General features: G+C 63.7%; 26 protein-coding genes. 11 read left to right on the top strand and 15 right to left on the bottom strand.

The genetic code is table 11. The features are described 5' to 3' along the window. The first annotated feature begins 89 nt into the window (after positions 1 to 89). Positions 90 to 1,031, top strand: coding sequence for a nucleoside hydrolase (locus tag EJ076_RS31735; RefSeq protein ID WP_126070527.1), 942 nt, complete (start codon positions 90 to 92; stop codon positions 1,029 to 1,031). A 165-nt stretch (positions 1,032 to 1,196) separates the two neighbouring features. Here EJ076_RS31735 and EJ076_RS31730 read toward each other — a convergent pair whose 3' ends face one another. The 8 genes from EJ076_RS31730 to EJ076_RS31695 all read right to left on the bottom strand — a co-directional run bounded on the left by EJ076_RS31730 (position 1,197) and on the right by EJ076_RS31695 (position 7,351). Then, positions 1,197 to 1,811, bottom strand: coding sequence for a LysE family translocator (locus tag EJ076_RS31730; protein ID WP_126070526.1), 615 nt, complete (start codon positions 1,809 to 1,811; stop codon positions 1,197 to 1,199). Positions 1,812 to 1,924: 113 nt separating this feature from the next. Continuing rightward, on the bottom strand, positions 1,925 to 3,379 hold the full coding sequence (locus EJ076_RS31725; protein ID WP_126070525.1) for an amidase: 1,455 nt from the start codon (positions 3,377 to 3,379) through the stop codon (positions 1,925 to 1,927). A 1-nt stretch (position 3,380) separates the two neighbouring features. Continuing rightward, the gene (locus EJ076_RS31720; protein ID WP_126070524.1) at positions 3,381 to 4,286 is read right to left on the bottom strand and encodes a ribokinase; all 906 of its coding nucleotides are present in this window, start codon (positions 4,284 to 4,286) and stop codon (positions 3,381 to 3,383) included. A gap of 154 nt (positions 4,287 to 4,440) precedes the next feature. After that, entirely contained in the window at positions 4,441 to 4,923 is a 483-nt protein-coding gene (locus EJ076_RS31715) for a hypothetical protein (RefSeq protein WP_109658851.1), read from the bottom strand. Beyond that, positions 4,898 to 5,407 (bottom strand): hypothetical protein, encoded by a 510-nt coding sequence (locus EJ076_RS31710; protein WP_109658852.1) that lies wholly within the window; start codon positions 5,405 to 5,407, stop codon positions 4,898 to 4,900. Before EJ076_RS31710 ends, EJ076_RS31715 begins: the two co-directional genes overlap by 26 nt. Beyond that, positions 5,374 to 5,766, bottom strand: coding sequence for a hypothetical protein (locus EJ076_RS31705; protein ID WP_109658853.1), 393 nt, complete (start codon positions 5,764 to 5,766; stop codon positions 5,374 to 5,376). Before EJ076_RS31705 ends, EJ076_RS31710 begins: the two co-directional genes overlap by 34 nt. A 22-nt stretch (positions 5,767 to 5,788) precedes the next feature. Beyond that, positions 5,789 to 6,259, bottom strand: a complete 471-nt coding sequence (locus tag EJ076_RS31700) for a hypothetical protein (protein ID WP_126070523.1) — start codon at positions 6,257 to 6,259, stop codon at positions 5,789 to 5,791. Positions 6,260 to 6,475: 216 nt separating this feature from the next. Continuing rightward, the gene (locus tag EJ076_RS31695; protein ID WP_126070522.1) at positions 6,476 to 7,351 is read right to left on the bottom strand and encodes a bifunctional helix-turn-helix domain-containing protein/methylated-DNA--[protein]-cysteine S-methyltransferase; all 876 of its coding nucleotides are present in this window, start codon (positions 7,349 to 7,351) and stop codon (positions 6,476 to 6,478) included. Positions 7,352 to 7,466: 115 nt separating this feature from the next. On the opposite strand from EJ076_RS31695, the gene EJ076_RS31690 reads away from it, so the two are divergent. Beyond that, positions 7,467 to 8,282, top strand: a complete 816-nt coding sequence (locus tag EJ076_RS31690; RefSeq protein ID WP_126070521.1) for a class I SAM-dependent methyltransferase — start codon at positions 7,467 to 7,469, stop codon at positions 8,280 to 8,282. A gap of 82 nt (positions 8,283 to 8,364) precedes the next feature. Here EJ076_RS31690 and EJ076_RS31685 read toward each other — a convergent pair whose 3' ends face one another. Then, entirely contained in the window at positions 8,365 to 8,859 is a 495-nt protein-coding gene (locus tag EJ076_RS31685) for a DUF2244 domain-containing protein (protein WP_126070520.1), read from the bottom strand. A gap of 22 nt (positions 8,860 to 8,881) precedes the next feature. Between EJ076_RS31685 and nth the strand changes: the two genes are divergently transcribed. Beyond that, a complete protein-coding gene (gene nth, locus EJ076_RS31680; protein ID WP_126070519.1) occupies positions 8,882 to 9,688 on the top strand; it encodes an endonuclease III in 807 nt (268 codons plus the stop codon). Here nth and EJ076_RS31675 read toward each other — a convergent pair. Next, the gene (locus EJ076_RS31675) at positions 9,682 to 10,137 is read right to left on the bottom strand and encodes a DUF2214 family protein (protein WP_126070518.1); all 456 of its coding nucleotides are present in this window, start codon (positions 10,135 to 10,137) and stop codon (positions 9,682 to 9,684) included. The two genes, nth and EJ076_RS31675, sit on opposite strands and share 7 nt — an antisense overlap. Positions 10,138 to 10,337: 200 nt before the next feature. Between EJ076_RS31675 and EJ076_RS31670 the strand changes: the two genes are divergently transcribed. Both EJ076_RS31670 and EJ076_RS31665 read left to right on the top strand, forming a co-directional pair. Beyond that, positions 10,338 to 10,871, top strand: a complete 534-nt coding sequence (locus EJ076_RS31670; protein ID WP_109658859.1) for a GNAT family N-acetyltransferase — start codon at positions 10,338 to 10,340, stop codon at positions 10,869 to 10,871. Between the two features lie 149 nt (positions 10,872 to 11,020). After that, complete coding sequence (locus tag EJ076_RS31665; protein ID WP_109658860.1) at positions 11,021 to 12,121, top strand: OmpA family protein; 1,101 nt, start codon at positions 11,021 to 11,023, stop codon at positions 12,119 to 12,121. A 27-nt stretch (positions 12,122 to 12,148) separates the two neighbouring features. Here EJ076_RS31665 and EJ076_RS31660 read toward each other — a convergent pair whose 3' ends face one another. Further along, entirely contained in the window at positions 12,149 to 14,641 is a 2,493-nt protein-coding gene (locus EJ076_RS31660) for an EAL domain-containing protein (protein WP_126070517.1), read from the bottom strand. Positions 14,642 to 14,908: 267 nt separating this feature from the next. After that, on the bottom strand, positions 14,909 to 15,673 hold the full coding sequence (locus tag EJ076_RS31655; protein ID WP_126070516.1) for an IclR family transcriptional regulator: 765 nt from the start codon (positions 15,671 to 15,673) through the stop codon (positions 14,909 to 14,911). A 184-nt stretch (positions 15,674 to 15,857) separates the two neighbouring features. Here EJ076_RS31655 and EJ076_RS31650 point away from each other — a divergent pair, with 184 nt between their 5' ends. The 5 genes from EJ076_RS31650 to EJ076_RS31630 all read left to right on the top strand — a co-directional run bounded on the left by EJ076_RS31650 (position 15,858) and on the right by EJ076_RS31630 (position 21,086). Then, positions 15,858 to 16,835 carry a tripartite tricarboxylate transporter substrate-binding protein gene (locus EJ076_RS31650; protein WP_126070515.1) on the top strand — a complete coding sequence of 326 codons (978 nt, stop codon included), beginning with the start codon at positions 15,858 to 15,860 and terminating at the stop codon, positions 16,833 to 16,835. A gap of 138 nt (positions 16,836 to 16,973) precedes the next feature. Continuing rightward, positions 16,974 to 17,510: a tripartite tricarboxylate transporter TctB family protein gene (locus tag EJ076_RS31645; RefSeq protein ID WP_126070514.1), complete on the top strand. Its 537-nt coding sequence runs from the start codon at positions 16,974 to 16,976 to the stop codon at positions 17,508 to 17,510. Between the two features lie 4 nt (positions 17,511 to 17,514). Then, entirely contained in the window at positions 17,515 to 19,038 is a 1,524-nt protein-coding gene (locus tag EJ076_RS31640) for a tripartite tricarboxylate transporter permease (protein WP_126070513.1), read from the top strand. Positions 19,039 to 19,053: 15 nt separating this feature from the next. Then, entirely contained in the window at positions 19,054 to 20,238 is a 1,185-nt protein-coding gene (locus tag EJ076_RS31635; RefSeq protein WP_126070512.1) for a CoA transferase, read from the top strand. Continuing rightward, on the top strand, positions 20,235 to 21,086 hold the full coding sequence (locus tag EJ076_RS31630; protein ID WP_126070511.1) for a citryl-CoA lyase: 852 nt from the start codon (positions 20,235 to 20,237) through the stop codon (positions 21,084 to 21,086). The genes EJ076_RS31635 and EJ076_RS31630 overlap by 4 nt, the downstream gene beginning before the upstream one ends. A 4-nt stretch (positions 21,087 to 21,090) precedes the next feature. On the opposite strand, the gene EJ076_RS31625 is transcribed toward EJ076_RS31630, so the two are convergent. Both EJ076_RS31625 and EJ076_RS31620 read right to left on the bottom strand, forming a co-directional pair. Next, positions 21,091 to 21,567, bottom strand: a complete 477-nt coding sequence (locus EJ076_RS31625; RefSeq protein WP_126070510.1) for an NUDIX hydrolase — start codon at positions 21,565 to 21,567, stop codon at positions 21,091 to 21,093. Between the two features lie 127 nt (positions 21,568 to 21,694). Continuing rightward, positions 21,695 to 22,003, bottom strand: coding sequence for a hypothetical protein (locus EJ076_RS31620; RefSeq protein ID WP_126070509.1), 309 nt, complete (start codon positions 22,001 to 22,003; stop codon positions 21,695 to 21,697). 345 nt (positions 22,004 to 22,348) lie between these two features. On the opposite strand from EJ076_RS31620, the gene EJ076_RS31615 reads away from it, so the two are divergent. Then, positions 22,349 to 22,927, top strand: coding sequence for an invasion associated locus B family protein (locus EJ076_RS31615; protein ID WP_126070508.1), 579 nt, complete (start codon positions 22,349 to 22,351; stop codon positions 22,925 to 22,927). Between the two features lie 111 nt (positions 22,928 to 23,038). On the opposite strand, the gene coaBC is transcribed toward EJ076_RS31615, so the two are convergent. Then, the gene (gene coaBC / locus EJ076_RS31610; RefSeq protein WP_206438750.1) at positions 23,039 to 24,499 is read right to left on the bottom strand and encodes a bifunctional phosphopantothenoylcysteine decarboxylase/phosphopantothenate--cysteine ligase CoaBC; all 1,461 of its coding nucleotides are present in this window, start codon (positions 24,497 to 24,499) and stop codon (positions 23,039 to 23,041) included. Positions 24,500 to 24,573 lie beyond the last annotated feature (74 nt).

Genomic DNA, 24,573 nt, shown 5'->3' with positions numbered 1-24,573 from the left:
GACATCGCAGCTCGCTGCCGCCTCGGCGTCATTTGGATGTTTCGATCAGATTCATTCAGGTCCACGGCCTCGCCAAACAAGGAATTGAAATGCCCCAATCACGCAAGATCATCATCGACACGGATCCCGGCCAGGATGATGCCGTCGCCATTTTGCTGGCGCTCGGCAGCGCCGAACTGGAGATCGTCGGCATCACAGCGGTTGCCGGCAACGTGCCGCTGAAGCTTACCGAAAAGAACGCCCGCAAGATCTGCGAGCTGGGTGGCCGGCCTGATATCAAGGTCTATGCCGGCGCCATCCGGCCCCTGATGCGCGAACTGGTCACCGCCGAGGAAGTGCATGGCAAGACCGGCCTCAACGGACCGCAATTGCCCGAACCGACGATGAAGCTGCAGGACCAGTACGCGGTCGATTTCATCGTCGAGACGCTGATGACGGAAGAGAGCGGCACGATCACGCTCTGCGCGCTCGGGCCGCTCACCAACATTGCGCTGGCGCTGATCCGCGAGCCGCGCATCGTACCGCGCATCAAGGAAATCGTGCTGATGGGCGGCGGCTTCTTCGAAGGCGGCAATGTCACCCCGACCGCCGAATTCAACATCTATGTCGACCCGCAGGCCGCCGATGTCGTGTTCAAATCCGGCATCCCGATCGTGATGATGCCGCTCGACGTCACCCACAAGGCGCTGACCACCGCAAAGCGTACGCAGGCCTTCCGCGCGCTCGGCACCAAGGTCGCCAACGCCACTGCCGAGATGCTGGAATTCTTCGAGCGTTTCGACGAGGAGAAGTACGGCACCGACGGCGGGCCGCTGCACGACCCCTGCGTCATCGCCTATCTGTTGAAGCCGGATCTGTTCAAGGGCCGCAACTGCAATGTCAGCGTGGAAACCAATTCGGAACTGACCATGGGCATGACCGTGATCGACTGGTGGGGTGTCACCAAGCGGCCGAAGAACGCCATGGTGATGCGCGACATCGACCATGACGGCTTCTTCGCCCTGCTGGTGGAGAGGTTGGGGCGGCTTTAGGGCCCTCTTTGCCTTCTCCCCTTGTGGGAGAAGGTGGCCGAGCGTAGCTCGGTCGGATGAGGGGTGCCCCAGCTTGGCACCGACGGTGATCTGTCACGCACCCCTCAACCGTCTCGGCGCTGCGCGCCGATCCACCTTCTCCCACAAGGGGGAAGGAAAAGGCGCTTACTTCGATCGCGAAAACGCCAGCCACAGGCCGCCGCCGACCATGAAGCTGCCGCTGATCCTCGACAAAAGCTTGATGCGGCTGGCCGACAGCAGACGCCCGGCGCGGCCGGCGGCCAATGCATAGGTCGAATCCGACATGGCAGCGAAGATCATGGCGGTCAGGCCCATGACGGCTATCTGCAGCGAGTAGTTGCCTTGCGGCGAAATGAACTGCGGAAAGAAGGCGCCGAAGAAGATCAGCGTCTTGGGGTTGCTGAGCGCCACCAGCAGACCCTGCAGGAAGAAGCCGCCGCGCGGTTTCCTGGCGGTTCCATCCGCGTTCAGCGTGCCCTTGGAACGGAACATCTGCGCGCCCATCCAGATCAGATAGGCGGCGCCGATCAGCCTGACCCATTCGAACCAATGGCCCATGCCCGCAATCAGCGTGTTGAGGCCGATGCCGACGATGGCGATCATCACGGCAAGCCCGGCCTGCGTGCCGGCCACATTGGCGAGACCGGCGCGGGAGCCATGGCGAATGCTGTTGGCGATGATCAGCGTGACCGTCGGACCCGGTACCAGGATGATGACGATGCAAGCAAGGACATAGGCGGCGTAGAGTTCGAGCGACATGATTTTTCCCTGGGAATGCCGACGATGCGGCGCAGCTGAGGACAATCAATGCATGGCGGCGCTGCCGATGCAAGCCGATGCGCGAAGCGCCGCGACAGGCCGGTGCATGCGGCTCAGGCGCTGGCGCCGGACTGCCAGGGCAGCGTCGCCTCATAGGCCGCCGCCGCCTTCAGCACGGCAAGGTCGCCGCGTGGCCGGCCGATCAGCTGCATGCCCATCGGCCTAGCCTTGTCGTCGAAGCCGACCGGCACGTTGACCGCCGGGCAGCCGCCCAAGGTCGCGAAAGCGGAAACCTGCATCCAGCGGTGGTAGCTGTCCATTGCGCGTCCGGCGACCTCGCGGGGCCAATGCGTGCTTACATCGAAGGGGAAGACCTGCGCGGTCGGCAGCGCGATGAGATCATAGCGGTCGAAAAGCGACAGCAGCATGCGATGCCAGGACGTGCGGATGACCGACGCCGCGCGAATCTGCGGCGCCGTCAGCCGCATTGCGTTCTCCACCTCCCAGATGGCCTCCGGCTTGAGCAGGCCGCGCTTGGCGGGATCGTCATAGTGGGTTTTGAGCGCGCAGCCGCTGCTGGCCTGGCGCAGCGTCACGAAGGCCTGCCACAGCGCTTCGAAGTCGAAATCCGGCAGCAGCGGTTCGGTCACGAAGGACGCTTGCGCGAACCGGCCAAGGGCTGCTTCGCACAGATCGAGGATGCCGGGTTCGACCGGCAGATGGCCGCGGAGGTCACCAAACCAGGCGATGCGGCCGCCAGTCGCTGCCATGCCGAGCCCTTCGAGGAACGAGCCCGGTTTCTCATAGGACAATGGCGCGTGCGGGTGGTAACCGGCCTGCACATCGAGTAGCAGCGCCATGTCACGGACGTTGCGGCCCATCGGCCCGTCGACGCCCATCTGCGCATGAAAAACCTCAAAGTCGGGTCCGCCGGGGACAAGTCCTTGCGACGGGCGGAAGCCATAGACATTGTTCCAGGCGGCCGGATTGCGCAGCGAGCCGCCGAAGTCGCTGCCATCGGCGACAGGCAGCATGTCGAGCGCCAGCGCCACAGCCGCGCCGCCGCTCGAGCCGCCGGCGGTCAGGGCCGGATCGAAGGCGTTCAGCGTCGGTCCGAACACGCTGTTGTAGGTGTTGGAGCCAAGGCCGAATTCGGGGACGTTGGTCTTGCCGATGATGATGGCGCCGGCGTCGCGGATGCGCTCGACAAAGAAATCGTCTTCCTGAGGCACGAAATCGGCGAAGATCGGCGAGCCGAGGGAGGTTCTGAGGCCCGTGGTCGAGGCGAGATCCTTGATGGCGATCGGCAGGCCGAAGAGCGGGCCGGCTTCGACACTTTTCCGCCTGATATCGGCGGCATCGGCTTCGCGCAAGATGTCGCCGCGGTCGCGCAACGAAACGATGGCGTTGACCAGCGGGTTGACCGCCTCGATGCGGTCGAGGAATGCCGTCACCACCTCGCGCACGGAAAGTGTCTTTCGGCGGATAGCGGCGGCGAGCTCGACCGCGGACAGGCGGCAGATGTCGCCGGTCGGGGGCACGGCATGTTTCGTTTGAGGGCGCAGCATCTCAATGGGTTTCCTGCAACGCCTGATCGACATCCCTGGCCAGCGGGATCGCCGGCTGGGCGCCAGGCTTCAGGCAGGCCAGCGAGCCGGCCGCGCCGGCGCGCACCAGCGCCTGTTCGAGCGTGAGGCCCGACGACAGCCCGGCGGCAAAATAACCGCAGAACGTATCGCCGGCGCCGACCGTGTCGACAGGGGTGATTTTCAGGGCCGGAACGGTGAGGAAATCGCTCGGCGTCGCCGCCATCACGCCATCGCCGCCGAGCGTGACGACGATGGTGCGGCCGGTTTTCGCGGCGAAGTCGCGCATGCGTGCCGCCCGGTCGCGGCCATTTAGGGCCAGCGCTTCGCCATAGAGGTCGAATTCGGTTTCGTTGGCGACGGCATAATCGGCCTTGGCGAGAAAGGCCGCTGCCTTGCCCTGGAAAGGGGCTGTGTTGAGCACGGTGATGGCGCCGGCCGCTCTTGCCTGGTCAAGCGCTGCATCGACGGTCGCCAGCGGGATCTCATGTTGCAGCAGGACGACATCGCCCTTTTTCAGGAAGGCCTTGGCGAGGTCGCCAGGCAACACGGAAGCGTTGGCGCCGGGCACCACCGCGATGATGTTCTCGCCATCGTCGCCGACCATGATCAGCGCCGTACCGGTCGAGGCGAAGGTCTCGGCAACACCCGACAGGTCGACCTTGCCGTCGCGCAGCAGCGCCAGCGCCTCGGCAGCGAAGCTGTCCTTGCCGACGGCGCCGACCATGCGCACCGAGGCGCCGGCGCGCGCGGCGGCCAGCGCCTGGTTGGCACCCTTGCCGCCGGGAGCGGTGGTGAAGGCCGAGCCGCCTACCGTCTCGCCGGGGCTCGGCAAGCGGTCGACATTGGCGATAAGGTCGAGGTTGATCGAGCCGATGACGATAATCAAGCAACGCCTCCTGGCAGCGCAAATTCAAAGTGTCGGAGCGGCCTTTGTGCGTCCGGGCGAACGCAGGTCGTTCCAATAGCGCGGGAAGCTAACCTGTAAGGCCGCGGCTTGCCAGACCACGCGAATGGTCCAGCTCGATTTGAGGTATCGCGGCTTATTCACAGCGCACGGTGACCGTGCCCTGATAGTTGCCGGCGGGAAAGATACCGCTCGACTTGGTGGCGGTGAGGTCGACCTGCATGGGGTGGGTGCCATTGACAACCCGCTGCGGCACACTTCCGTTGATGTCGACCCCCGAGCCATCGAGGCGGAAGACCGAAGCGAAGGTCACGTTGGTGCCGCCGCCGCTCGGCGCGGACGAGAATGCGGCTGGCGCCGGCGCCGAAACCGAATAGCAGTCCAGCAGGTTGAACAAGGAGCACAGCAGCGAGCTTGCCACGATCGTGGCGCTCGCACTCGATCCGCCTGCCTGTTTGGAGCCCAGTATGCCGATGGCTGGATTTGCGGTCATCGTTCCGGACGCCCCGACCATGATGGTGCAGGTGCCGATGATCGCCGCCTGCACCGGAAGGCAAAAGCCGGCAAGTGCTGCCATGGCAAGCAGCGCGCTGCTATTTCTTCTTCTTTTTCTTGCCATCGCTTCCGGTCCTGATGCTCCAGCCTTCGTTGGCCCATCCAGGCGATGCGGCCGCGGGAGCGGTGGCGGCAATGCTCGCCGTCTGGCCGTCGGCGCCAAGGCCCATTTTGAGGAGTTTCAGCTCCAGCTGCAGCCGCTCGACCTCAAGCTCGTAGAGGCGGCTGCAATCGACGCGCTTGGGCGTACGCCCGATCGGGATCACGACGCGGCCGTAGGTGGCGACGTCATTGTTCGACTGGTTGTTGCCTCTGATGACGCCGAGATCGACATACGCGCCGGAACCGGACACGGCGGAACGGCAAGTGGTGCCGTCCGCGGCATGGACCTCGTCCTGGCCCTGGGGCAAGGTGACACCGGGCAGGTTGAAGCCGCTCTCGTTCTGGTTGAGGTTGTAGATGTCCTCGGCCCCGGCCGGCGAGACATTCGCCGACGCAGCCGCGAGCGCGACTATCAGGATTTGCGGCGCCCAAAAAACTTTCCGCATATCTGTGCCCTTATCTGCGTCTGTTGATTGGGAAAGGGGATGCTTTCGGTACAGATACGCACTTTACGCTCGGCGGCGCCGCCAAAGGGCACGACCACAAGGACAGGACGGGACGCCTGGGAAGCCAGCTGGAAGACATTTGGAGAGATCCTGGCGTCTACCGGCTGAAAATCCTGGTCGTAGACGTGTATTTCGACCCGGATCTTCCGGTCGTAGGGATTGGCTGGGAAAACGCGGACCGCGAAGACGTCGGTGAAGCTGTTGACCTCGCCACGCATCGGCGACATCGACTGCGCCTTGGCGGCAATGGGCGCCAATCCGACGGCCAGTGCCGTCGCCAGGATTCGAGCATGTTTCAAGGACCCCTCCTTCGCTGCGGCGTCATTCGCAGCGCAGCGTTACCGTTGCCTGATAGTTGCCGTTGGCGAAGCGGTTGCTGCCGCCCTTGGTGCCGGCGAGGTGGACCGAGACGAGGTCGGCGCCGGGGGTGCTGATGCTGGTGGCCGAGCCGGTCTCAACGATAGAGTGCGCACCAGCGGCGGAGTAGGTCGGTGTCCAGGTCGTCGATGTGCTGTCGGCCGATGGCACCGTCGTGGTGGTGACCGGATCGACGCTGAGCGACACACCTCCGGTCGTCGTCAGCGTCACGGTTCCGGCAGAACCGCCGCTGTTGTGGGAGCTGAGGGACTGGAGATCGGGACTGACCGTCATCGTGCCGTTGGTGGCAACGACAAGCGTGCAGGTCGGCGCGATCGTGCCATTGAAAATGACATTCTGCGTCGTGGCCAACGCGGTCTGGTCTATGCTGGCAACCAGCAGAACTGCGCCGAAGGCGGCGCGAAGCAACGTCATCGAGACCTCCTATTAAGCCGGATCGCCCGAATTAATATGGGTCATCATCACTTTATCGTGGTTAATTTAGGGTTAACTAAAATAACATTTGAAAATAACAAACATGGGAACCAGAGGTTGCCCTCGGTTGTATGCAAGCAAAACGAAACAGAAAACTTAATTATACTTAATGTCGATATCTATATATTCCTTCGGCAATAATTGGAAAATCGATGTTCACGACACCTGCCCGGCTTCCCAGCCCAGGATGGCGCGCTTGCGGGTCAGGCCCCAATGATAGCCGGTGAGGTCGCCGGATTTGCCGATGGCGCGGTGGCAGGGCACCACGAAAGAGAGCGGATTGGCGCCGTTGGCGGCGCCAACGGCACGGCTGGCGGACGGCGCGCCGATGCTGGCGGCGATCGAGGAATAGGTGCGGGCCTTGCCAATCGGGATCTTGAGCAGCGCCTCCCAGACACGAACCTGGAAGTCGGTGCCGATCATGACGACATGCAGCGGTTGGTCGGGGCGCCACAGCGTCGGGTCGAAGATGCGCGCGGCGTAGGGGCCTGTGGCAGTCATGTCCTCGACATAGAGGGCGTTCGGCCAGCGGCTGGACATGTCGGCGAAGGCGGCGCGCTCCTCGCCGGGGTCGCTGAAGGCGAGGCCGGCAAGCCCGCGGTCGGTGGCCATGATCAGGGCGGTGCCGAAGGGCGAGGAATGGTAGCCGTAGCGGATGGTGAGCCCGGCGCCGCGCGTCTTGTAGTCGCCCGGCGACATCGCCTCATGGGTGACGAACAGGTCATGCAGCCGGCCCGGGCCGGACATGCCCAATTCGAACGAGGTCTCGAGCAGCGGCATGCCGGAATCGAGCAGCCTGCGCGCATGATCCAGTGTCACCGCCTGCAGGAAGGCCTTGGGCGACAGGCCGGCCCAGCGGGTGAAGAGTTTTTGCAAGCCGGTCGGCGTTTCGCCGACCTCCTCGGCCAGCTCTTCGAGGGAAGGCTGGTCGCGATAGTCGAGGCTGATCTTCTCGATGGCACGGCGCACGATTTCATAGTCGTTGCCTTCAGGCGTGATGTCCTTGTTGAACACTGCTGTGTGTGTGCTCATGGAACTGTCTCCTTGAGCCGGAATATCGCCCCTTGGGGCGTCGATCGCCACCCGAAACTTGCCTTCTTGCGGCGCATACCCAGATAGACACGGGATTCGAGCCCAGGAGTCGCTCATGGCCGACGAAAAAGTAAATCTCACCGGGGCAAAGGAGACCTTGCTGATGACGCTCTACGGCAAGGCGCTGGAGAGCCGGTTGCCGGATTCGCTGCTTAGGGATCATTTCGCCGACGAGGCGGTTCGCAAGATCGACTATGATTTCTCCCGGCTCAAGGTCGACGACAATCTCGGTGTCGGCCTGGCGATCCGGGCAAAGACGCTGGACGTCCGCGTGGAGGACTTTCTCGCCAGAAATCCCGATGCGATCGTGCTGCATCTTGGTTGCGGGCTCGATACGCGCATCTTCCGTGTCGATCCACCATCAGGCGTGGACTGGTTCGATGTCGACTACCCCGAGGTCATCGAGCTCAGGCGCAGGCTTTACCCGTCCCGCGGGCAATATCATCTGGTGGCTTCGTCGGTGACCGAGCCGGATTGGCTCGCTGAAGTGCCCCGCAATCGCTCGGCGATCGTGGTGGCGGAAGGACTGACGCCCTATCTCCCAGCCGAAGAGGGGCCACGCCTGTTAGCGCGGCTCGTCTCGCATCTTGCCAGCGGCGAGCTGATGTTCGACGCCTACAGCCGTTTCGGCCTGAAGCTGCTTCGCCTCAATCCGACCATCAAGGCGACGGGCGCCGAGGTCCACTGGGCCATCGACGATCCGCACGAACTGGAGCTGGCTGTTCCGAAGCTGCGATTCGTCGAGGACATCTCGGCCTACAAGCCCGAACACGCCGCCCGCATGGGCTGGTCCGCGAAACTGTTCATCCGCCTGTGGAGACACATTCCTGCATTGCGAAAGGTCGGCAGGCTTTTGCGCTATCGGTTCTGAGGCACTTTTTGCCGCAATTCCCCAGGGAAGCGCTGCGCGCTTTTCCCGGGAAAACCGCTTCACACTTTTCCTGGAACTGCTTCTAGCGCGTCTTGGCGGTCGCCAGCGCGCGTGAAAAAGCCGTGGCAAAGCTTTCTCGGGAGGCTGGGTCCAGGAACGATCCGATCGGCACGTTCTGGCCTTGCCCTTCAACCGTCATCCTGGTGATGCCGATCTCGGTGTGACGAGCGACCGAAAACCGCGCCCAGAACGGATTGAAGCGATGCGCTTCCGATTTTCCGGAGGGTGCTGTCTTGCGGATGTCGAGGCTGGTGCGCGAGACCGAGACTTCCTCGCGTGCGCGGGCGGCCCGGTAGTTGGCGCGAAAGGCGATGTAGACGGCGACCACGTCGAGACCGAAGAAGCCGAACACCGGCCAGGCACCGCGCGACAGGAAAAACGCACCTGTCACCAGCCAGCCGAACAGCAGCGCGCCCATCAGGATGAAGAAGCCTGTCCGGCCCAGCGACCGGTGCGGGGTCAATAGCGCCTGAAAGAATGGCTCGTCGGCCTGAAACGAGGCGTTTGTGTCGCTCATGAGGGGATATTATAGGAGGGAAATGGCGAGCCCCAAGTCCAAAGATTCTTCCATGTCCAAAAAAGAGCTGTTGCCCGGACGGCGCGATGGGTCGAACGCCAAGCCGCGCCCGCGGCCGGTGCGGCGCACTTCGCGCTACAGCCCGGCCGAAGTGCACGAGATATTCCGGCGCTTCTCCGTCCAGAGGCCCGAGCCGAAGGGCGAGCTCGAACATGTCAACGCCTTCACGCTGCTGGTCGCGGTGGTGCTGTCGGCGCAAGCGACCGATGCCGGCGTCAACAAGGCGACGCGGGCGCTGTTCAAGATCGCCGATACGCCGCAGAAGATGCTGGCGCTGGGCGAAGCCAAGGTCGGCGAGTACATCCGCACCATCGGGCTCTGGCGCAACAAGGCGAAGAATGTGATTGCGCTGTCGCAAGCGCTGATCCGCGACTATGGCGGCGAGGTGCCTGACGACTGCGATGAATTGGTCAAGCTGCCGGGCGTCGGGCGCAAGACCGCCAATGTCGTGCTCAACATGGCCTTCGGCCAGCACACGATGGCTGTCGACACGCATATCTTCCGCATCGGCAACCGGCTCGGGCTGGCGCCCGGCAAGACACCGGAACAGGTCGAGCAGGGGCTGCTCAAGATCATCCCGGACGAATATATGCGCCACGCGCATCACTGGCTGATCCTGCATGGTCGCTATGTCTGCAAGGCGCGCCAACCGGATTGCACGGCCTGCGTCATCGCCGACATTTGCAAGGCCGAGGTGAAGACGACCGACGTGCCGGCACCGCTGGTACCGATCGCGCCCCTTGAAATGGCTTCAGCGGCAGATCAGTAGCCGTAGCCGCGCGCCATCGCCGCGGCGAAGACCGGGATCAGCAGGAAGACGAAAGCCTCGGCGCGGATGTAAGTCTTCACGGACGCAAGCTCGGTCGCCGGCACCAGGAACGAGGGATTGGCGCTTGCCTGCCTGTTCCAGGAAATGAAGCGGACGGTCGGGATGATCGACAGCAGGCCGACAACGCCGAACGCCGCCATCTTGGCCCAGAACACCCAGTTGTAGACGTAGAATTCCCAGCCCTTGAGGCCGTAGAAGACGCGGCCGATGCCGACGATGATGATCAGCGTGGCGATGATGCCATAGTGGCGATCGATGCCGGCGAGCCGCTTGAGCGTGGCAGCGGCCAGATCGCCGCGGATCAGCACGAATTCGGCGCCGATGATCCCTGCCAGTGAAAACACCAGCACATGATGGAAGATCGCAAGCACAAGATCGGTGGCGTCCATGCTTTTTTCCCTTGGGTCTGACGGCGCCGCCCCGCGCCTGAAAAAGGATCACGCTGCTAGTGTGAATCAGCCTGTCGCGAAAATAACACCGTCGCGCAAGATTCCCATAGTGGAGCCTGGATGATGGGCCGCGTTGCCCTGGCCCTTGCACCAGACCGGCGATTTGCTAAGCGCTGACAATCCGTGCGAGGGCAGATCCCATGAACAATTCACCAGCGACCAGTGCTCCTGTCATCGAGACGAAGCGAACCATCCTGCGGGCACACCAGCTTGGCGATTTCGAGGCCTATGCCGCGATGTGGACCGATCCCGTCGTCACCCGTTTCATCGGCGGCAAGCCGCGCACGCGCGAAGAGAGCTGGATGCGCTTCCTGCGTCACGCCGGCCTGTGGTCGCTGCTCGGCTACGGTTTCTGGGCGATCGAGGAGAAGGCGACGGGCCGTTTCATCGGCGAGGCCGGTTTTCACGATCTCAAGCGCGATATGGAGCCGTCGATCGAGGGCATTCCCGAAGCCGGCTGGGCGCTGGTTCCGGCCGTGCACGGGGCGGGCTTCGCCACCGAGGTTGTTGGCCGCGTGCTCGCATGGGGCGAAGAGACGTTCGGGCGCGAGAAGACCGTCTGCATCATCGATCCGGAAAACGTAGCTTCGCTGAGGGTCGCGGCGAAGTGCGGTTTCCGGGAAGTGGTGCAGACCACCTATCACGACGCCCCGACCATCCTGCTGGCGCGGTGACCCTAGAGCCGGCTCTAATCAAAGGGATAGAGCATGATGTCGTCCGAAAAACCGCTTCACACTTTTCGGCATCATGCTCCAGGCGGCGTCATCGACTGGACATACCTGCTCTGTTAGCTTCGAGCACAGTGCGAAGGGGGAGACGATCGATGCGTGCATTCAAGACGACAGCTCTAACGTTTTTCTGGGCGGTGCTGGTGCTCATGCTGGCCGGACGGCTGGCGGCAGCCGACGCGACGGCGCCGACCGCCGATATCGAGGGCGCCGCCGACAACCATCTCGCCAAGCGCTACGAAGGCTCGTTCATCGTCTCCTATGAGAAACTGGCCTTCACGGATTTCAGCGTGCCGCTGTCGCCGCTGAAGCCGAGCGCGGACCCCGACGCGCGCGATGCGATGAACAATCGTGTCTTCGCACCCGACAAGAAGGCCGAGGTCGAGGGCGCTTTGACCCGCATCGCCTATGTGCTGCCGGCCGAGCGTTCGCCGCTCGAAGTGCTGCGCAACTATCAGGATGTGATCGCGGCGGCCGGCGGCGAAATCCTGTTCGAATGCAAGAAGGAGGAATGCGGTGGCGCCGCTGACCGCTCGTCGAGCGGCGGGGGCGGCGACATGAGCCTGACGATGTATTCCTTCCATGAGAGCGATCTGAAGGACGCGGCATTCTCCAATGGCGCCTGCGCACTGACCTCCGGCATCAACGACCAGCGCTATTTCTCGGCCAAGGTGCCGCAGGACGGCGGCGACGCCTATGTGACCGTGCAGACCTATTCGATGACCGACGATCTCTACTGCAAGGAGCTCAACGGCCGCACCGTTGCCATCGTCCAGGTGCTGGAACCCAAGGCGCGCGACAAGAAGATGGTGGTGGTCGAGGCGGCCAAGATGGCGGATTCACTCTCCGCCACCGGCAGCATTTCACTCTACGGCATCTTCTTCGACACCGACAAGGCCGACATCAAGCCGGAGTCGGAACCAACGCTGAAGGAAATTTCGACGCTGCTGGCCAACGACCCTGATATGGCCGTGATCGTCGTCGGCCACACCGACAATCAAGGCGCCTTCGACTACAATCTCGACCTGTCGTCGCGACGGGCGCAAGCGGTCAAGGCGGCACTTGTGTCGAAATACGGCATCGACGGGGCGCGGCTGACCGCTGCTGGCGCCGGCATGATGGCGCCTGTCGCCAGCAATGATGATGACGCGGGCCGCGCCAAGAACCGCCGTGTGGTTCTGGTCAAGTTGAACTGAAGCGAGTCTTCCGAACGAGGACGCATTCTAGCTGGCCTTGCTGCGCAGCTTTTGCGCCAGATCGACCCATGGATCGGTGACGATCTCTGCGGCCGGCGCGACGCTTTTGCAGAGCAATGCCGTTGAAGCGTCAAACGGCTGAGGCCTGGCGATCGCATAGCCCTGGGCATAGTCGACGCCGATCTTTTTCAGCGCCGCAATGATGCCGTTGCTTTCGACGAACTCGGCGATGGTTCGCTTGCCCATGACCTTGCCGATGTGATGGATCATCTCGACCATGGCGTGGTCGATGCGGTCTTCCAGCATGTCCTTGACGAAGCTGCCGTCGATCTTGAGGTAGTCGACGGGCAGGTGCTTCAGATAGGCGAAGGACGACATGCCCGAGCCGAAATCGTCGAGCGCGAAGCGGCAGCCCAAGCCGCGCAGATCAGCGATGAAGCGCATGGCATTGTTGAGATTGGCAATGGCGCTGGTTTCGGTGATCTCCAGGCAGATCATGGCAGGCGAAATGCCATGGACGAGGAACTGTTCGCGCAGGAAGCCGAGGAATGTCTCGTCACCAAAAGTCGCTCCGGAAAGATTGATGGCGCAGGTGGAGATCGGAGCCGTGCGCGGATCGGCCTGCCGCGCGGCCAGGATGGCGAACGTGTTGCGGACCACCCAGCGGTCGATCGATGGCATCAGGCCATAGCGCTCGGCCGCGGGAATGAAGCTTTGCGGGGTGACGAAGCTGCCGTCTTCACTGGTCAGCCGCAACAGGATCTCGACATGTACACCTGCTTCGGCGGCGTCATCGTCGAGCGGCCAGATTTCTTGGGCATGAAGCCTGAAGCGGTTTTCTTCGAGGGCGGCGTGCAGGCGCTGTACCCAGGCCATCTCGCCGAAGCGCTCCTGCAGGGCCATGTCGCCATCGCTGTGGATCTGGACGCGGTTGCGGCCCTTTTCCTTGGCCATGTAGCAGGCGACGTCGGCGGCCCTGAGCGTTTCCTCGATCGTCACTCGCGCATCGGCGATCTGCACCATGCCGATGCTGACGCTGGTGTTGAAGGGCCTGCCGTCCCAGGCGAAATGCAGGTCTTGCACGGCTGCGCGCAGCCGTTCGGCGATGTCGGCCGCACTGTCGGCATCGCAATCGACGAGCAGCACGCCGAACTCGTCGCCGCCCAGCCGGGCCAGCACATCGCCTGGCCGCAATTCGTTGGTCAGCCGCGCCGAAATCCGGCGCAGCAGCTGGTCGCCGGCAGCATGGCCGCAGGTATCGTTGACCAGCTTGAACTGGTCAAGGTCGAGATACATCAGCGCGTGCTGGCGGGGCCGGTCCGCCAAGTCTGCGATCGTTCTTTCCAGCCGGCTTTCGAAGTCGCGTCGGTTGGCCAGTCCGGTCAACGCATCATGCGATGCCTGCCATGAGAGCCGTTCGATGTAGTCCTCTTCGCGCGTCATGTCGTGGAAGGCGAGCACCGCGCCGACGACGTGGCCGGAAACGAGCAGCGGCGCACCGGTCAACGCGACGGGAACAACCGATCCGTCCGGCCGCTGCAGCAATTGCGGACGCGCGCTGGAACGGCGCGGTTCCCCGGCCAGCAGGCGCTCGATCAGCCTGACATCCTCGACGCTGGTATCCTTGTCCACAAGGCGAAACAGCGACTCGATCGGCTTGCCTCGGGCGGCACTGAGCGGACATGCCAGCAATCTTTCGGCGACGGCGTTCATGTAGTCCAGCCGCCCGTCGGCGCCGGTGCTGATCACGGCCTGCCCGATCGAAGCCAGGGTGATCTGCGCGCGCTCACGCTCGGCGTTCAGCGCCAACTGGAAGGCCTGGCGCTGCGCCAGGAGTTTGCGCGTCCGCCACACGGCAAGCAGGATCAGCAAGGCGGCGGTGACGAGATTGGCAAAGGTGAGCAGCATCTTGATGAAGCGCGATCCCTCGCCGAGGCTGTCCGAGAAGGCCTTGGAAAGTGGGGTGATCTGATGATCGAGCCGGTGGATCTCCGCCTTCCAGGCGCTGATCTCAGCCGTCGATACCGGACCCTTGCCGAGCGTCTCGTGCATGGCGTCGCCAAGTTGCTGGATGGCGAGGATCATGGTGTCGGCAGCCGTCCAGTGCCGGATGGCGGCATCAAGATAGCTGAAGCCGCGGAAATTCTGGAACAGCCAGATCATCCCGGTCACGTCGTCGGGGTGGTTTCTGCCCTGCAGGAAGCCGGTGCGCGCCGCGTTGGTGTCGGGCTCGGGCTGCTCAAGCGCTAGGCGTGCCGAACGATCGGCCAGCGGAACGGCGATCGCTCCACGGTACTCGCTGAAGAATTCCTCGCTGCCGGTGCCGGCATAGAGGCTGAGAAAATAGATGGCGTGCTTCTGTCCCTTGGACCACTGGCTCTCGCCGCCGACATAGGCGCGAACCGCCGACAGCGTGTAGAGGCTGAGGCTGGCAACCAGCGCCTGAGCAAGAACGACGGCAATGAACGGCCAGACGAGCCCGAGGAGACGGGGGCTTGCGTCCATCGATGACAGCTTCATCGAATTTCCATGGACTTGCCATGATCCCTGTCAGCGTGTCTGTCCGACGGTTTCATCCGTCGGTTGAGACTGTGTTTGTCCCTCATGTCGCTCAGCTGGCGACAACAATCCGGTTATCATGGGGGGCTTAACAGCGAATAAAGACTTCAACTATTTGCAAGGTCGATTCTTGCTGCAGGCGACCGAATATTACGGTTTTTCATGAAATTGCTTCAGGTTGAATCGGATTGTATTCAAAGTTTGCGTAGTCAGCCAAGCCAATCGGCGCTATGCATCCGCCGCGAGGCTCGCCTGCTCAAGCATGGAGGCGTCCTCGCCGAAGGCGCGGGTGGCGCGGGCGGCGGCCTCGAGCAGCGGACGCTTCATGCGCTGGAGAAACGCCGCGTCGACCCTCGTGCTAGGCCCGGCCAGCGTCAAGGCGCCGAGCAGGACGCGCCCCGGCCCGAACACCGGCGCCGACACGCCCGCCGTGTCGGGATCGCGGTCGCCGATGGCGAGACAGGTGCAGGTCTTGCGGATGGTCTCGTAGGGTTCGCCCTGCTGGCCGGAAAACGCCGCAAGCACGCGACCACCCGAGCCGACCAGCAAAGGCAACACGTCGCCTTCGCGTATCGTATAGCGGATCGCGTGCTTGGATTCGACGCGGTAGAGACAGGTGCGGACGTCGCCCGAGCGAACATAGAAGGCAACGCTTTCCCAGCTTCGTTCGGAAAGGTCGCGCATGATCGGCAACAGGATATCGATCGCCACCACCGAACGCTGGTAGAGCGCACCGAGCCGAAACGTGGCAGGTCCGACGCGGTAGCGCCCATCGTCGAGGCGCTCGAGCAATCGTCCGCGCAGCAGGGAATTCGCCAGCCGCAGGATGGTGCTCTTGTAGAGGCCTGTGCGCGCCGCGATTTCGGCCAGGCTGAGCGAGCGGTCGGCGGTGGTGAAGGCATCGAGGATGGCGATCGCCCGATCAAGTGCCGCAACACCTTCGGCGGACGCACGCCGGTTTTCCGCATCAGTCGGTCTGCTTGGTAAGTCCATTGCGGTTCCAGTCCGGAGAAGCCCGAGCGGGGTCACTCTGTCGCGCCACTGGATCGTTCTGTCCAGCAGAATATCGTTCCCGTTGACAGAACTCGGTAACATCTGCTTGAACTCGATCACGGGTCTGTGAATGCAGGCGCGTTTGGCAGGCACCGGAGGAGGTGTCGTGATCTGGAGGAATCCCATGCTGAACAGACGCAGATTTTTGATGAACACGGCGGCCGCGAGCGCTGCCGGCCTTGCAGGACTTCATCTCACCCCCGCTTTCGCCGAGGGTGCACCGCAGATCCAGATTTTCGTACCGGCGGCACCGGGCGGCGGCTGGGACCAGACAGGGCGTACGATGGACCAGGTGCTGCGCAGCGAGAAGCTCATCTCCGGCTCGCAGATCACCAATATCGGCGGCGCCGGCGGCACGGTCGGGCTGCCGCAATTCATCAGCCAGTGGAACGGCAAGGGCAATTCGCTGATGGTTGCCGGCATGGTCATGGTTGGCGCCATCATCGCCAACAAGGCTGCCAACAATCTGACGCAAGTCACCCCGATCGCTCGTCTCACCGGCGAGTTCGAGGCTTTGGTGGTGCCGGCGGAGTCGCCGTTCAAGACGGCCGCCGATTTCGTCGCCGCACTCAAGGCCGATCCGACAAAGGTTCCTGTCGCTGGCGGCTCCGCCGGCGGTTCCGACCACATCCTGTTCGGCTTGATTGCCAAGACGGTTGGCGTTCCGGCGACAAACCTGTCCTATGTGCCGTTCGCTGGCGGCGGCGAGGCGTTGTCGGCGCTGCTCGGCAACCAGGTCGCGGCCGGCATCTCCGGCTTTGGCGAGTTCTCAGAGCAGGTCAAGGCGGGTGCGCTCAGGCTGCTCGCCATCTCGGCCGACAAGCGCCAGGACGGCATCGACGCGCCGACGCTGAAGGAAGCCGGCATCGATGTGGAGTTGTTCAACTGGCGCGGCGTCTTCGCACCACCCGGCGTTTCCGATGCCGACAAGGCAGCGATGATCACGCTGGTCGAGACCATGGCCAAGAGCGATGCGTGGGCGACCGAATGCAAGAACCGCAACTGGACGCCTATCCTTCTCACCGGCGACGATTATGCGAAGTTCGTCACCGAGGATTCGGCGCGTATCGAGGCTATCCTGAAAGACCTCGGGCTCGCCTGATCTCCCCTGAAGGGGCGGCACGCGCCGCCCCTTCTCGCATGGACTGCAAAGCCGGCATGAACCTGCGGTAAGGACCGGCGGTGCGATGCCGGGCATCTTCGCCAACCATATTGGGCCAGCTATCCCTGGAGGACAATCATGAGCACCAGCGACCAGCAGGCGGCGCCGCCGCGCCTTGCCGTGCCGGAATTGTTGATCGGCGTCGGGCTCCTGGCCTGCGCGGGCGCGGTCGCCTGGCAGACGCTGGCGATCCCGGTGTCGCCGCTCTACTCGAAGGTCGGCCCGACCGTCTTTCCCTACCTCACCATGGTCGGTCTGGTGGTGCTTTCGCTGTTGCTTATCCTCGCCGCACTTCGCGGCGGCTGGCAGCCGGAGGAGGAAAAGGAAACGCCGACAGACTGGAAGGCGATGGGTTTCGTCGTCATCGGCCTGATCGCCAATCTGCTGCTCATCCAGCCGCTCGGCTTCACGGCGGCATCCATCATCATGTTCGTTCTCGTCTGCTACGGCTTTGGCAGCAAGCGCACGCTGCGCGACGCAGTGCTCGGCCTGATCCTGGCGCTGGCCGCCTATTTCGGCTTCGCCAGGGCGCTTGGCGTCAATATCGGCGCCGGCTTCATCGAGAACCAGCTGAACACGGTCATCGACGCGTTCATCGGCATGTTGAGGGGCTGACGCCATGGAAACGCTCGGACATCTCGCGCACGGCTTCTCGGTCGCCTTCACCCCGGTCAATCTTCTGTGGTGCCTGCTCGGCACCACGCTTGGCACCGCCATCGGCGTGCTGCCCGGTCTCGGGCCGGCGCTGACCATCGCGCTGCTTTTGCCGATCACCTACCAGGTGGCGCCGGAAGCATCCTTCATCCTGTTTGCCGGCATCTATTACGGCGCCATGTATGGCGGCTCGACGACGTCGATCCTGCTCAACACGCCCGGCGAAAGCGCCACCATCGTCACCGCGCTGGAAGGCAACAGGATGGCTCGGTCCGGCCGTGGCGGTGCAGCCCTCGCCACCTCGGCGATCGGCTCCTTCGTCGCCGGCACGATCGGCACGATGGGCGTCGCCTTCCTGGCGCCGGTGGTGGTCAAGTTCGCGCTGGCCTTCGGCCCGGCCGAATATTTCTCGCTGATGGTGCTGGCCTTCATTACCGTTTCGGCGGTGCTCGGTTCGTCGTCCGTGCGTGGCCTGACCAGCCTGTTCGCCGGCTTCGTCATCGGCATGATCGGCGTCGACCTCCAGACCGGGCAGCCGCGCTTCACCTTCGGCATGACCGAACTGCTCGACGGCGTCGACGTCATCATTGCCGCCGTTGGCCTGTTTGCCGTCGGCGAGACGCTCTACATGGCTTCGCGCCGCTATGCCGGCAAGGACGAGATCGTGCCGCTGAAGGGCTCGCTCTACATGACAAAAGCCGAATGGGGGCGGTCGTGGAAACCCTGGCTGCGCGGCGCTGCAATCGGCTTCCCGATCGGCGCCATGCCGGCCGGCGGCGCGGAAATCCCGACCTTCCTGTCCTACGCCATCGAAAAGAAGCTGTCGAAGCACAAGGAGGAGTTCGGCACGGTCGGCGCCATCGAGGGCGTTGCCGGCCCCGAGGCCGCCAACAATGCGTCCGCAGCCGGCGTGCTGGTGCCGATGCTGACGCTTGGCCTGCCGACCTCGGCGACGGCGGCGATCATGCTGTCGGCGTTCCAGAGCTACGGCATCAATCCCGGGCCGCTGCTTCTGACGACACAGGGCGACCTCGTCTGGGGGCTGATCGCCAGCCTGTTCATAGCCAACGTCATCCTCGTCATCCTCAACCTGCCACTGATCGGGCTGTGGGTGCGGCTGCTGAAAATCCCGGCGCCGCAGCTCTATGCCGGCATCCTGGTGTTCGCCACGGTCGGCACCTATGGCATTTCGCAATCGCCCATCGACCTCGTCATCCTCTATCTGCTGGGGGCGGCCGGCTTCCTGATGCGGCGTTTCAATTTCCCGACCGCGCCCGTCATCATCGGCATGATCCTGGGGCCACTCGCCGAAACCCAGTTTCGCCGGGCGATGACCATCTCGAATGGCGACTGGTCGGTGTTTTACACCCACAAGCTGTCGCTGACGCTGCTGACGCTCGCCTTCATCGGCCTCGCCGGCCCGCATATCTGGGCCTTCATCGAGCATCGGCGTCGGCGCGGACCGGAGCATGTGCCTGGCGATGCCTGATCGATCCTTGATGCCATGACAGAACTGCTTTCCGGTATCCGCGTCCTCGACCTCACCAACGTCCTGGCCGGCCCCTATTGCGCGTATCAGCTGGCGCTGCTCGGCGCTGACGTGATCAAGGTCGAAGTGCCGCAAGGCGGCGACCTGGCGCGCCAGCTCGGCGGCTCGCCAAGGCTCAACAGCGCCGGCATGGGCGCCTCGTTCCTGGCGCAGAACGCCGGCAAACGATCCGTGGTGCTCGACCTCAAGAAGCCAGCCGATCGCGAGCGTTTCCTCGATCTGGTCGCCAGCGCCGACGCACTGGTGGAGAATTTCCGCCCCGGCGTGATGGATCGGCTCGGCCTTGGCTACGAGGCGCTGAAGGCGGTCCGTCCCGGCCTCGTCTATTGCGCTATATCGGGCTTCGGCCAGACCGGGCCGATGCGCGACAATCCCGCCTATGACCAGATCATCCAGGGGCTGTCGGGGATCATGAGCATCACCGGCACGCCGGAAACGGCGCCGCTGCGTGTCGGCTATCCTGTCGCCGACACGCTTGGCGGACTGGTCGGCGCGTTCGCCATCGCTTCGGCGCTGGTGCGGCAGAAGACGAGCGGCGAGGGTGCCTTTCTCGACGTCTCGATGCTCGAATGCACGCTTTCCGCACTTGGCTGGCCTGTCTCCAACTATCTGACCGCAGGTGTCGATCCCCGGCCAATGGGCAATGAGAACATGACCGCTGCACCCTCCGGCGCCTTTCGCACCGGCGACGGGCTCATCAACATCGCCGCCAACAAGCAGGAGCAGTTCGTGACGCTGTGCCGGCTGATCGGCCGGCCGGAACTGGCCGGGGATGCCCGCTTTGCCGAGCGCGAGACGCGCAAGCGCAACAGGGCGGCGCTAAAAGTCGAGATCGAGGACGCCCTGGGAAACGCCCCGGCGGCGGCCTGGGAAGAGACGCTCAATCGTGCCGGCGTGCCCGCCGGCAGGGTGCTGACGATCCCGCAAGTGCTGGCCGAGCCGCAAGTCCTCGAACGCCAGGTGACCACCAATTTTGATGATGTGGCTGGCATGGACAAGCCGCTGACCGTTCTGCGCGGCGGCTTCATGGTCGATGGCGTTGCACCCTTGCCGACGAAGCCGCCGCCGGCGCTCGGCGAGCATATGGGCGAGGTGTTCGCGGACCTGCCATCCCGCGCCAAGGCAAAGGCACGGGCATGAGCGGCACGGAGAAGACGACTGGCCGCGAGCGCGGCGAGGAATGGTGGCAGACCGATATCATCGAGATGCGGCCGGGCGTCATCCGGCTTCGCGGCTACGAGATCCAGGATCTGATCGGCCGCGTCAGCTTCCCAGCGATGATCTGGCTAATGCTGCGTGGCGAACTGCCCAGCGAAGACCAGGCGGCGCTGCTCGGCATTGCCTTGGGTGCTGCGGTGGACCACGGGCCGCAGGCGCCATCGATCGCCATCGCGCGCATGGCGGCAACCTGCGGCGTCGGCATCAACAGCGCCATGGCCTCGGCCATCAACGTTCTCGGCGACGTGCATGGCGGCGCAGGTGAACAGGCGCTTTCCTTCTACGGTGACATTGCCGTGGCGCTCGATGGCGGTGCGACGCTGAAGGAGGCCGTCTTGGCACGGCTCGACCGGTTCTTCGCCGAGGATAAGGGCTATGTGCCGGGGCTCGGACACCGCTTCCATCCCGTCGACCCGCGCGCGCCGCGGCTTCTGGAACTGACCCGCGAATTTGCCGCGCGCGGTGTCGTCAATGGACGTTTTGCCGACATTGCCGAGGCGATCGAGGCGGAGGTCGCGCGGCGCAAAGGGAAAAAGATACCGCTCAACATCGATGGCGCCACCGCCGTCATCTATGGCGAACTCGGCTTTCCGCCGCCGCTGACGCGCGGGCTTTTCGTGCTGTCACGCTCGGTCGGCATCCTGGCGCATGCCTGGGAGCAGTCGCAGCAGGCCGAGCGAAACAAGGGGCCGCTGCCGCGTGAGTGGCTGTGGGCCTATACCGGCACGCCGGTGCGCCCGTTTCCCGAAGGGGATGACACCGGCGAGTGAGGCTTTAGGCCTGGTCGACCGGCACAGGCTGAGGAAGCTTCAGCGTCTTCACCAACGTCGAGAGGTCGGGCTCATCGATGAGCATGGCCGCGTCGGCCGGCGCCAGCCAGGCCCGCTGGCGTCGTTTGGCTTCCTGCCAGTCGGCCAGTTCCTCCGTCACCTCAAGCAGATAGACGATGACGTCGACGCGGACAAAGCGGTTGGCCAGCCGCTTCCAGTAGGAATAGGTGCCGGCCGGCTGCTTCAGCGTCTTGCCGAGCACGCCGGCTTCCTCCTGCGCCTCGATGGTGGCCGCCTTGCGTCCGCTCTTGCCTTTCATCGGCCAGCCCTTGGGGACGATGAAGCGTCTGGTGGTTCGCGAGGTAACCAGCATCACCTCGATATCGCCGCGCGCGTTCAGCCGAAACGGAATAGCCGCCACCTGACGGATCCTCTCGCCCTTCTTTGCCTTGCGTACGGCCTTTTTCTTCGTGGCTGCCATTCGTGAATCCAGTCGATGCAATGCCGCATAGCGCGACAAGGCATCGTTGCAAAACCAAAACTTTCGCGTGTGCCGAAAGGCACTCCGAATACATAAGTCGGCTAAATAAATGAAAAAAGCCTGGATGTCAGCGGCAATTGCTCACGGCGGTGGTGCCGATTATCTGCGTCTGGCAGCTTGGCTTGAGTTGCTGCACGACCGGCGGCGCTTGCCGGATGATCTGGCGGTCCTGGGCACGGTACTGCTGCTGTTGCTGCTGGTATTGCTGCCGCTGTACCCTGTTTTGCAGGATTTGCAGGTCGTTCTGCCGGATCAGCGCGTTGTTGCCGGTGGCGGAATCGAGGGCCTGCGCGGAAGCGGGCAGGCAAGCCCCCACCAGCATTGCCGTGGCCAGCATTGCCGATGTGAAGATCGTTGATGGTCGAAGCGCCGACATCCGCTCATTCCCGGGTGAAAGAAATCCTCGCCTTAATATAGGGTGTCTGTCCGGCTGTGCCATATCCAGCGTCGATCGAAACGAAATCGGCTTGTCGACCGCCGAAGGTCGCTTCGCAGCGGCGGAGAATCTGCCGGGCAACCCGCATTGCACTTGACGGAGGCCGTCGATTCGCCGCTCTATCGGGTCGGCGCCGGCCTTGAGCGGAATGGCGTCAATGGCGTCGGCATGTCCGTCAGGTACAATGGCGCCTTCGGCGAAACGGTTAAACAGAACGCCATCAGCGCATCTATCGAGGTCAGTTTCCAGCTGACTCGAGGCGGAGCCGGGTTGGGAGGGGTCTTGATGAGGAAGTACGCATATCTCTTGGCGATGATGGGCGTTGCCTGCGTCGTCGGTGTGCCGGCCGTGGCGGCGCAAACCAAGGGCGACAAGGTGGTCGCGGCGCCGCCCGCCGCCGATGCGCCGCAGCTGCCCGGAGGCGCGTCGGCACTGTCCGAAACCCATGGCGACTGGACGGTCAATTGCCAGATATCGGGCACGACCAAGACCTGCAGCCTGTCGCATCAGCAATTCAACAAGCAAAGCAATCAGCGCCTGCTGGCGATCGAGCTGTCGAGCAAGACCGGCGACGATGCCACGGGAACGCTCGCGCTGCCGTTCGGCCTGGCGCTGGCCAAGGGGGTCAGCCTGACCATCGACGATCAGAAGCTGGACGGCAGCCCGGCATTCAACACCTGCCAGGTCGTCGGCTGTCTGGTGCCGGTGGCGTTCGATGCGACCGTCACGCCGCTGCTGAAATCAGGCACCACCCTGAAGATCGACGCCTTCGCGGCCGACACCGGACAAGCGGTGAGCTTTTCCATTCCGCTCAATGGCTTCGCCGGCGCGCTTGCCCGGACCGCCGAGCTTTTGACCAATTGACCGCAGAGGTCATGCAGAGCTGCTGGACTTAAAGCATGCCGCCTGGATGCCGTCTCGCGGCGGGGGCAGTGCGTCGCTGCAGCAGAACCTGGCGGCAGAACGTCTTTCAGCTCAAACGACGATCGTTTTAAGCCTTTCGGCGATCAGGGCGGCGAGTCGAGCCGCCACTTCGTCCTTGCTCATCTCGGGCCATTCCTCGACGCCGGCCTTGGACACGATCCGCACCCGATTGCGATCGCCGCCCATCACGCCGGAAGGACCGACGCCGCTTCCCTGCGACACGTCGTTGGCAACGATGAGATCGGCGCCTTTCTTCTTGAGCTTGGCCTCGGCGTTGCGCAAAAGATCCTGTGTCTCGGCGGCGAAGCCGATAACCAGGCCGGGTCGTTGGCTGTGATGGCCGACGCCGGCCAGGATGTCGGGATTCTCGACCATGCGCAGCACCGGCGGCCCTTCGCCCGCGACCTTCTTGATCTTCTCATCGGCCGAGTTCTCCGTACGCCAGTCGGCAACGGCGGCGACGAACACCGCCGCGTCGGCGGGCAGGAGCTGTTCCACCGCATCGCGCATCTCTTGCGCACGTTCGACATGGATGGTCTTCACCCCGGCGGGATCGGCGATGCCGACAGGACCGGAGACGAGGTGCACATCGGCGCCGAGCCTGGCCAGTGCTGCCGCGATGGCATGGCCCTGCTTGCCGGAGGAACGGTTGGCGATGTAGCGCACCGGGTCGATCGGCTCATGCGTCGGGCCGGAGGTGACGATGATCTTGCGCCCCGACAGCGGCCTGGGGCCGACATCGAGCAGCGCCTCGATGGCGGCGACGATCTCCAGCGGCTCGGCCATGCGGCCTTCGCCCGCCTCATTGCTTTCCGCCATCTCACCCCTGGCCGGACCGACAAAGGCGATGCCGTCCTTTTGTAGCGTCGCGCGGTTGCGGCGGGTGGCTGGATGCGCCCACATTCTGGGATTCATGGCCGGCGCCATCAACACCGGCTTGTCGGTGGCGACAAGCACGGTGGAGGCCAGATCGTTGGCGTGGCCGTTGGCGAGCTTGGCCATCAGGTCGGCGGTGGCGGGCGCCACCACCAGCAGATCGGCCTCGCGCGATAGCCTAATATGGCCGACATCGTGCTCATCATTGCGGTCGAACAGGTCGGTAAAGACATGGTCTGCGGAGAGCGCGCCAACCGACAGCGTGGTAACGAATTCCTGCGCGGCCGATGTCATGACCACCCGAACCGCAGCCCCACGCTCGCGCAGCCGGCGGATCAGATCAAGCGCCTTGTAGGCGGCGATGCCGCCGCCGATGATGAGCAGGATGCGCTTGCTGGAGAGGCCGCGCGGCATGATTTTCCCCGCGACAACTGGGGCCAGGCCGCGTGCGCTCGCCAGTTCGCGCAAGGTCTGTTCGATCTGATCGATGCGGCCGGCCGAACCAAGCTGGCCTTCGACGGCAGCACGGATCATCACCCGCGCCTGCTCTTCCATCGAGCGGTCGTTCTCCGCTGCGAGCTGGCGCAGCATATCCTTGACCTCGTCGTCAAGATTGCGAATGGTGATGCTGGCCATATGATTGCACTCTGCTCAACATTGCCGAATGCAATGATAGCAATGCAATCACTTTGGGACAAGCCGTTCCAGAC

This window comes from Mesorhizobium sp. M7D.F.Ca.US.005.01.1.1 (assembly GCF_003952545.1).
GTDB lineage: Bacteria > Pseudomonadota > Alphaproteobacteria > Rhizobiales > Rhizobiaceae > Mesorhizobium > Mesorhizobium loti.
Note: the sequence above shows the minus strand (reverse complement) of the source record. Positions and strands in the feature narration are given on the sequence as shown.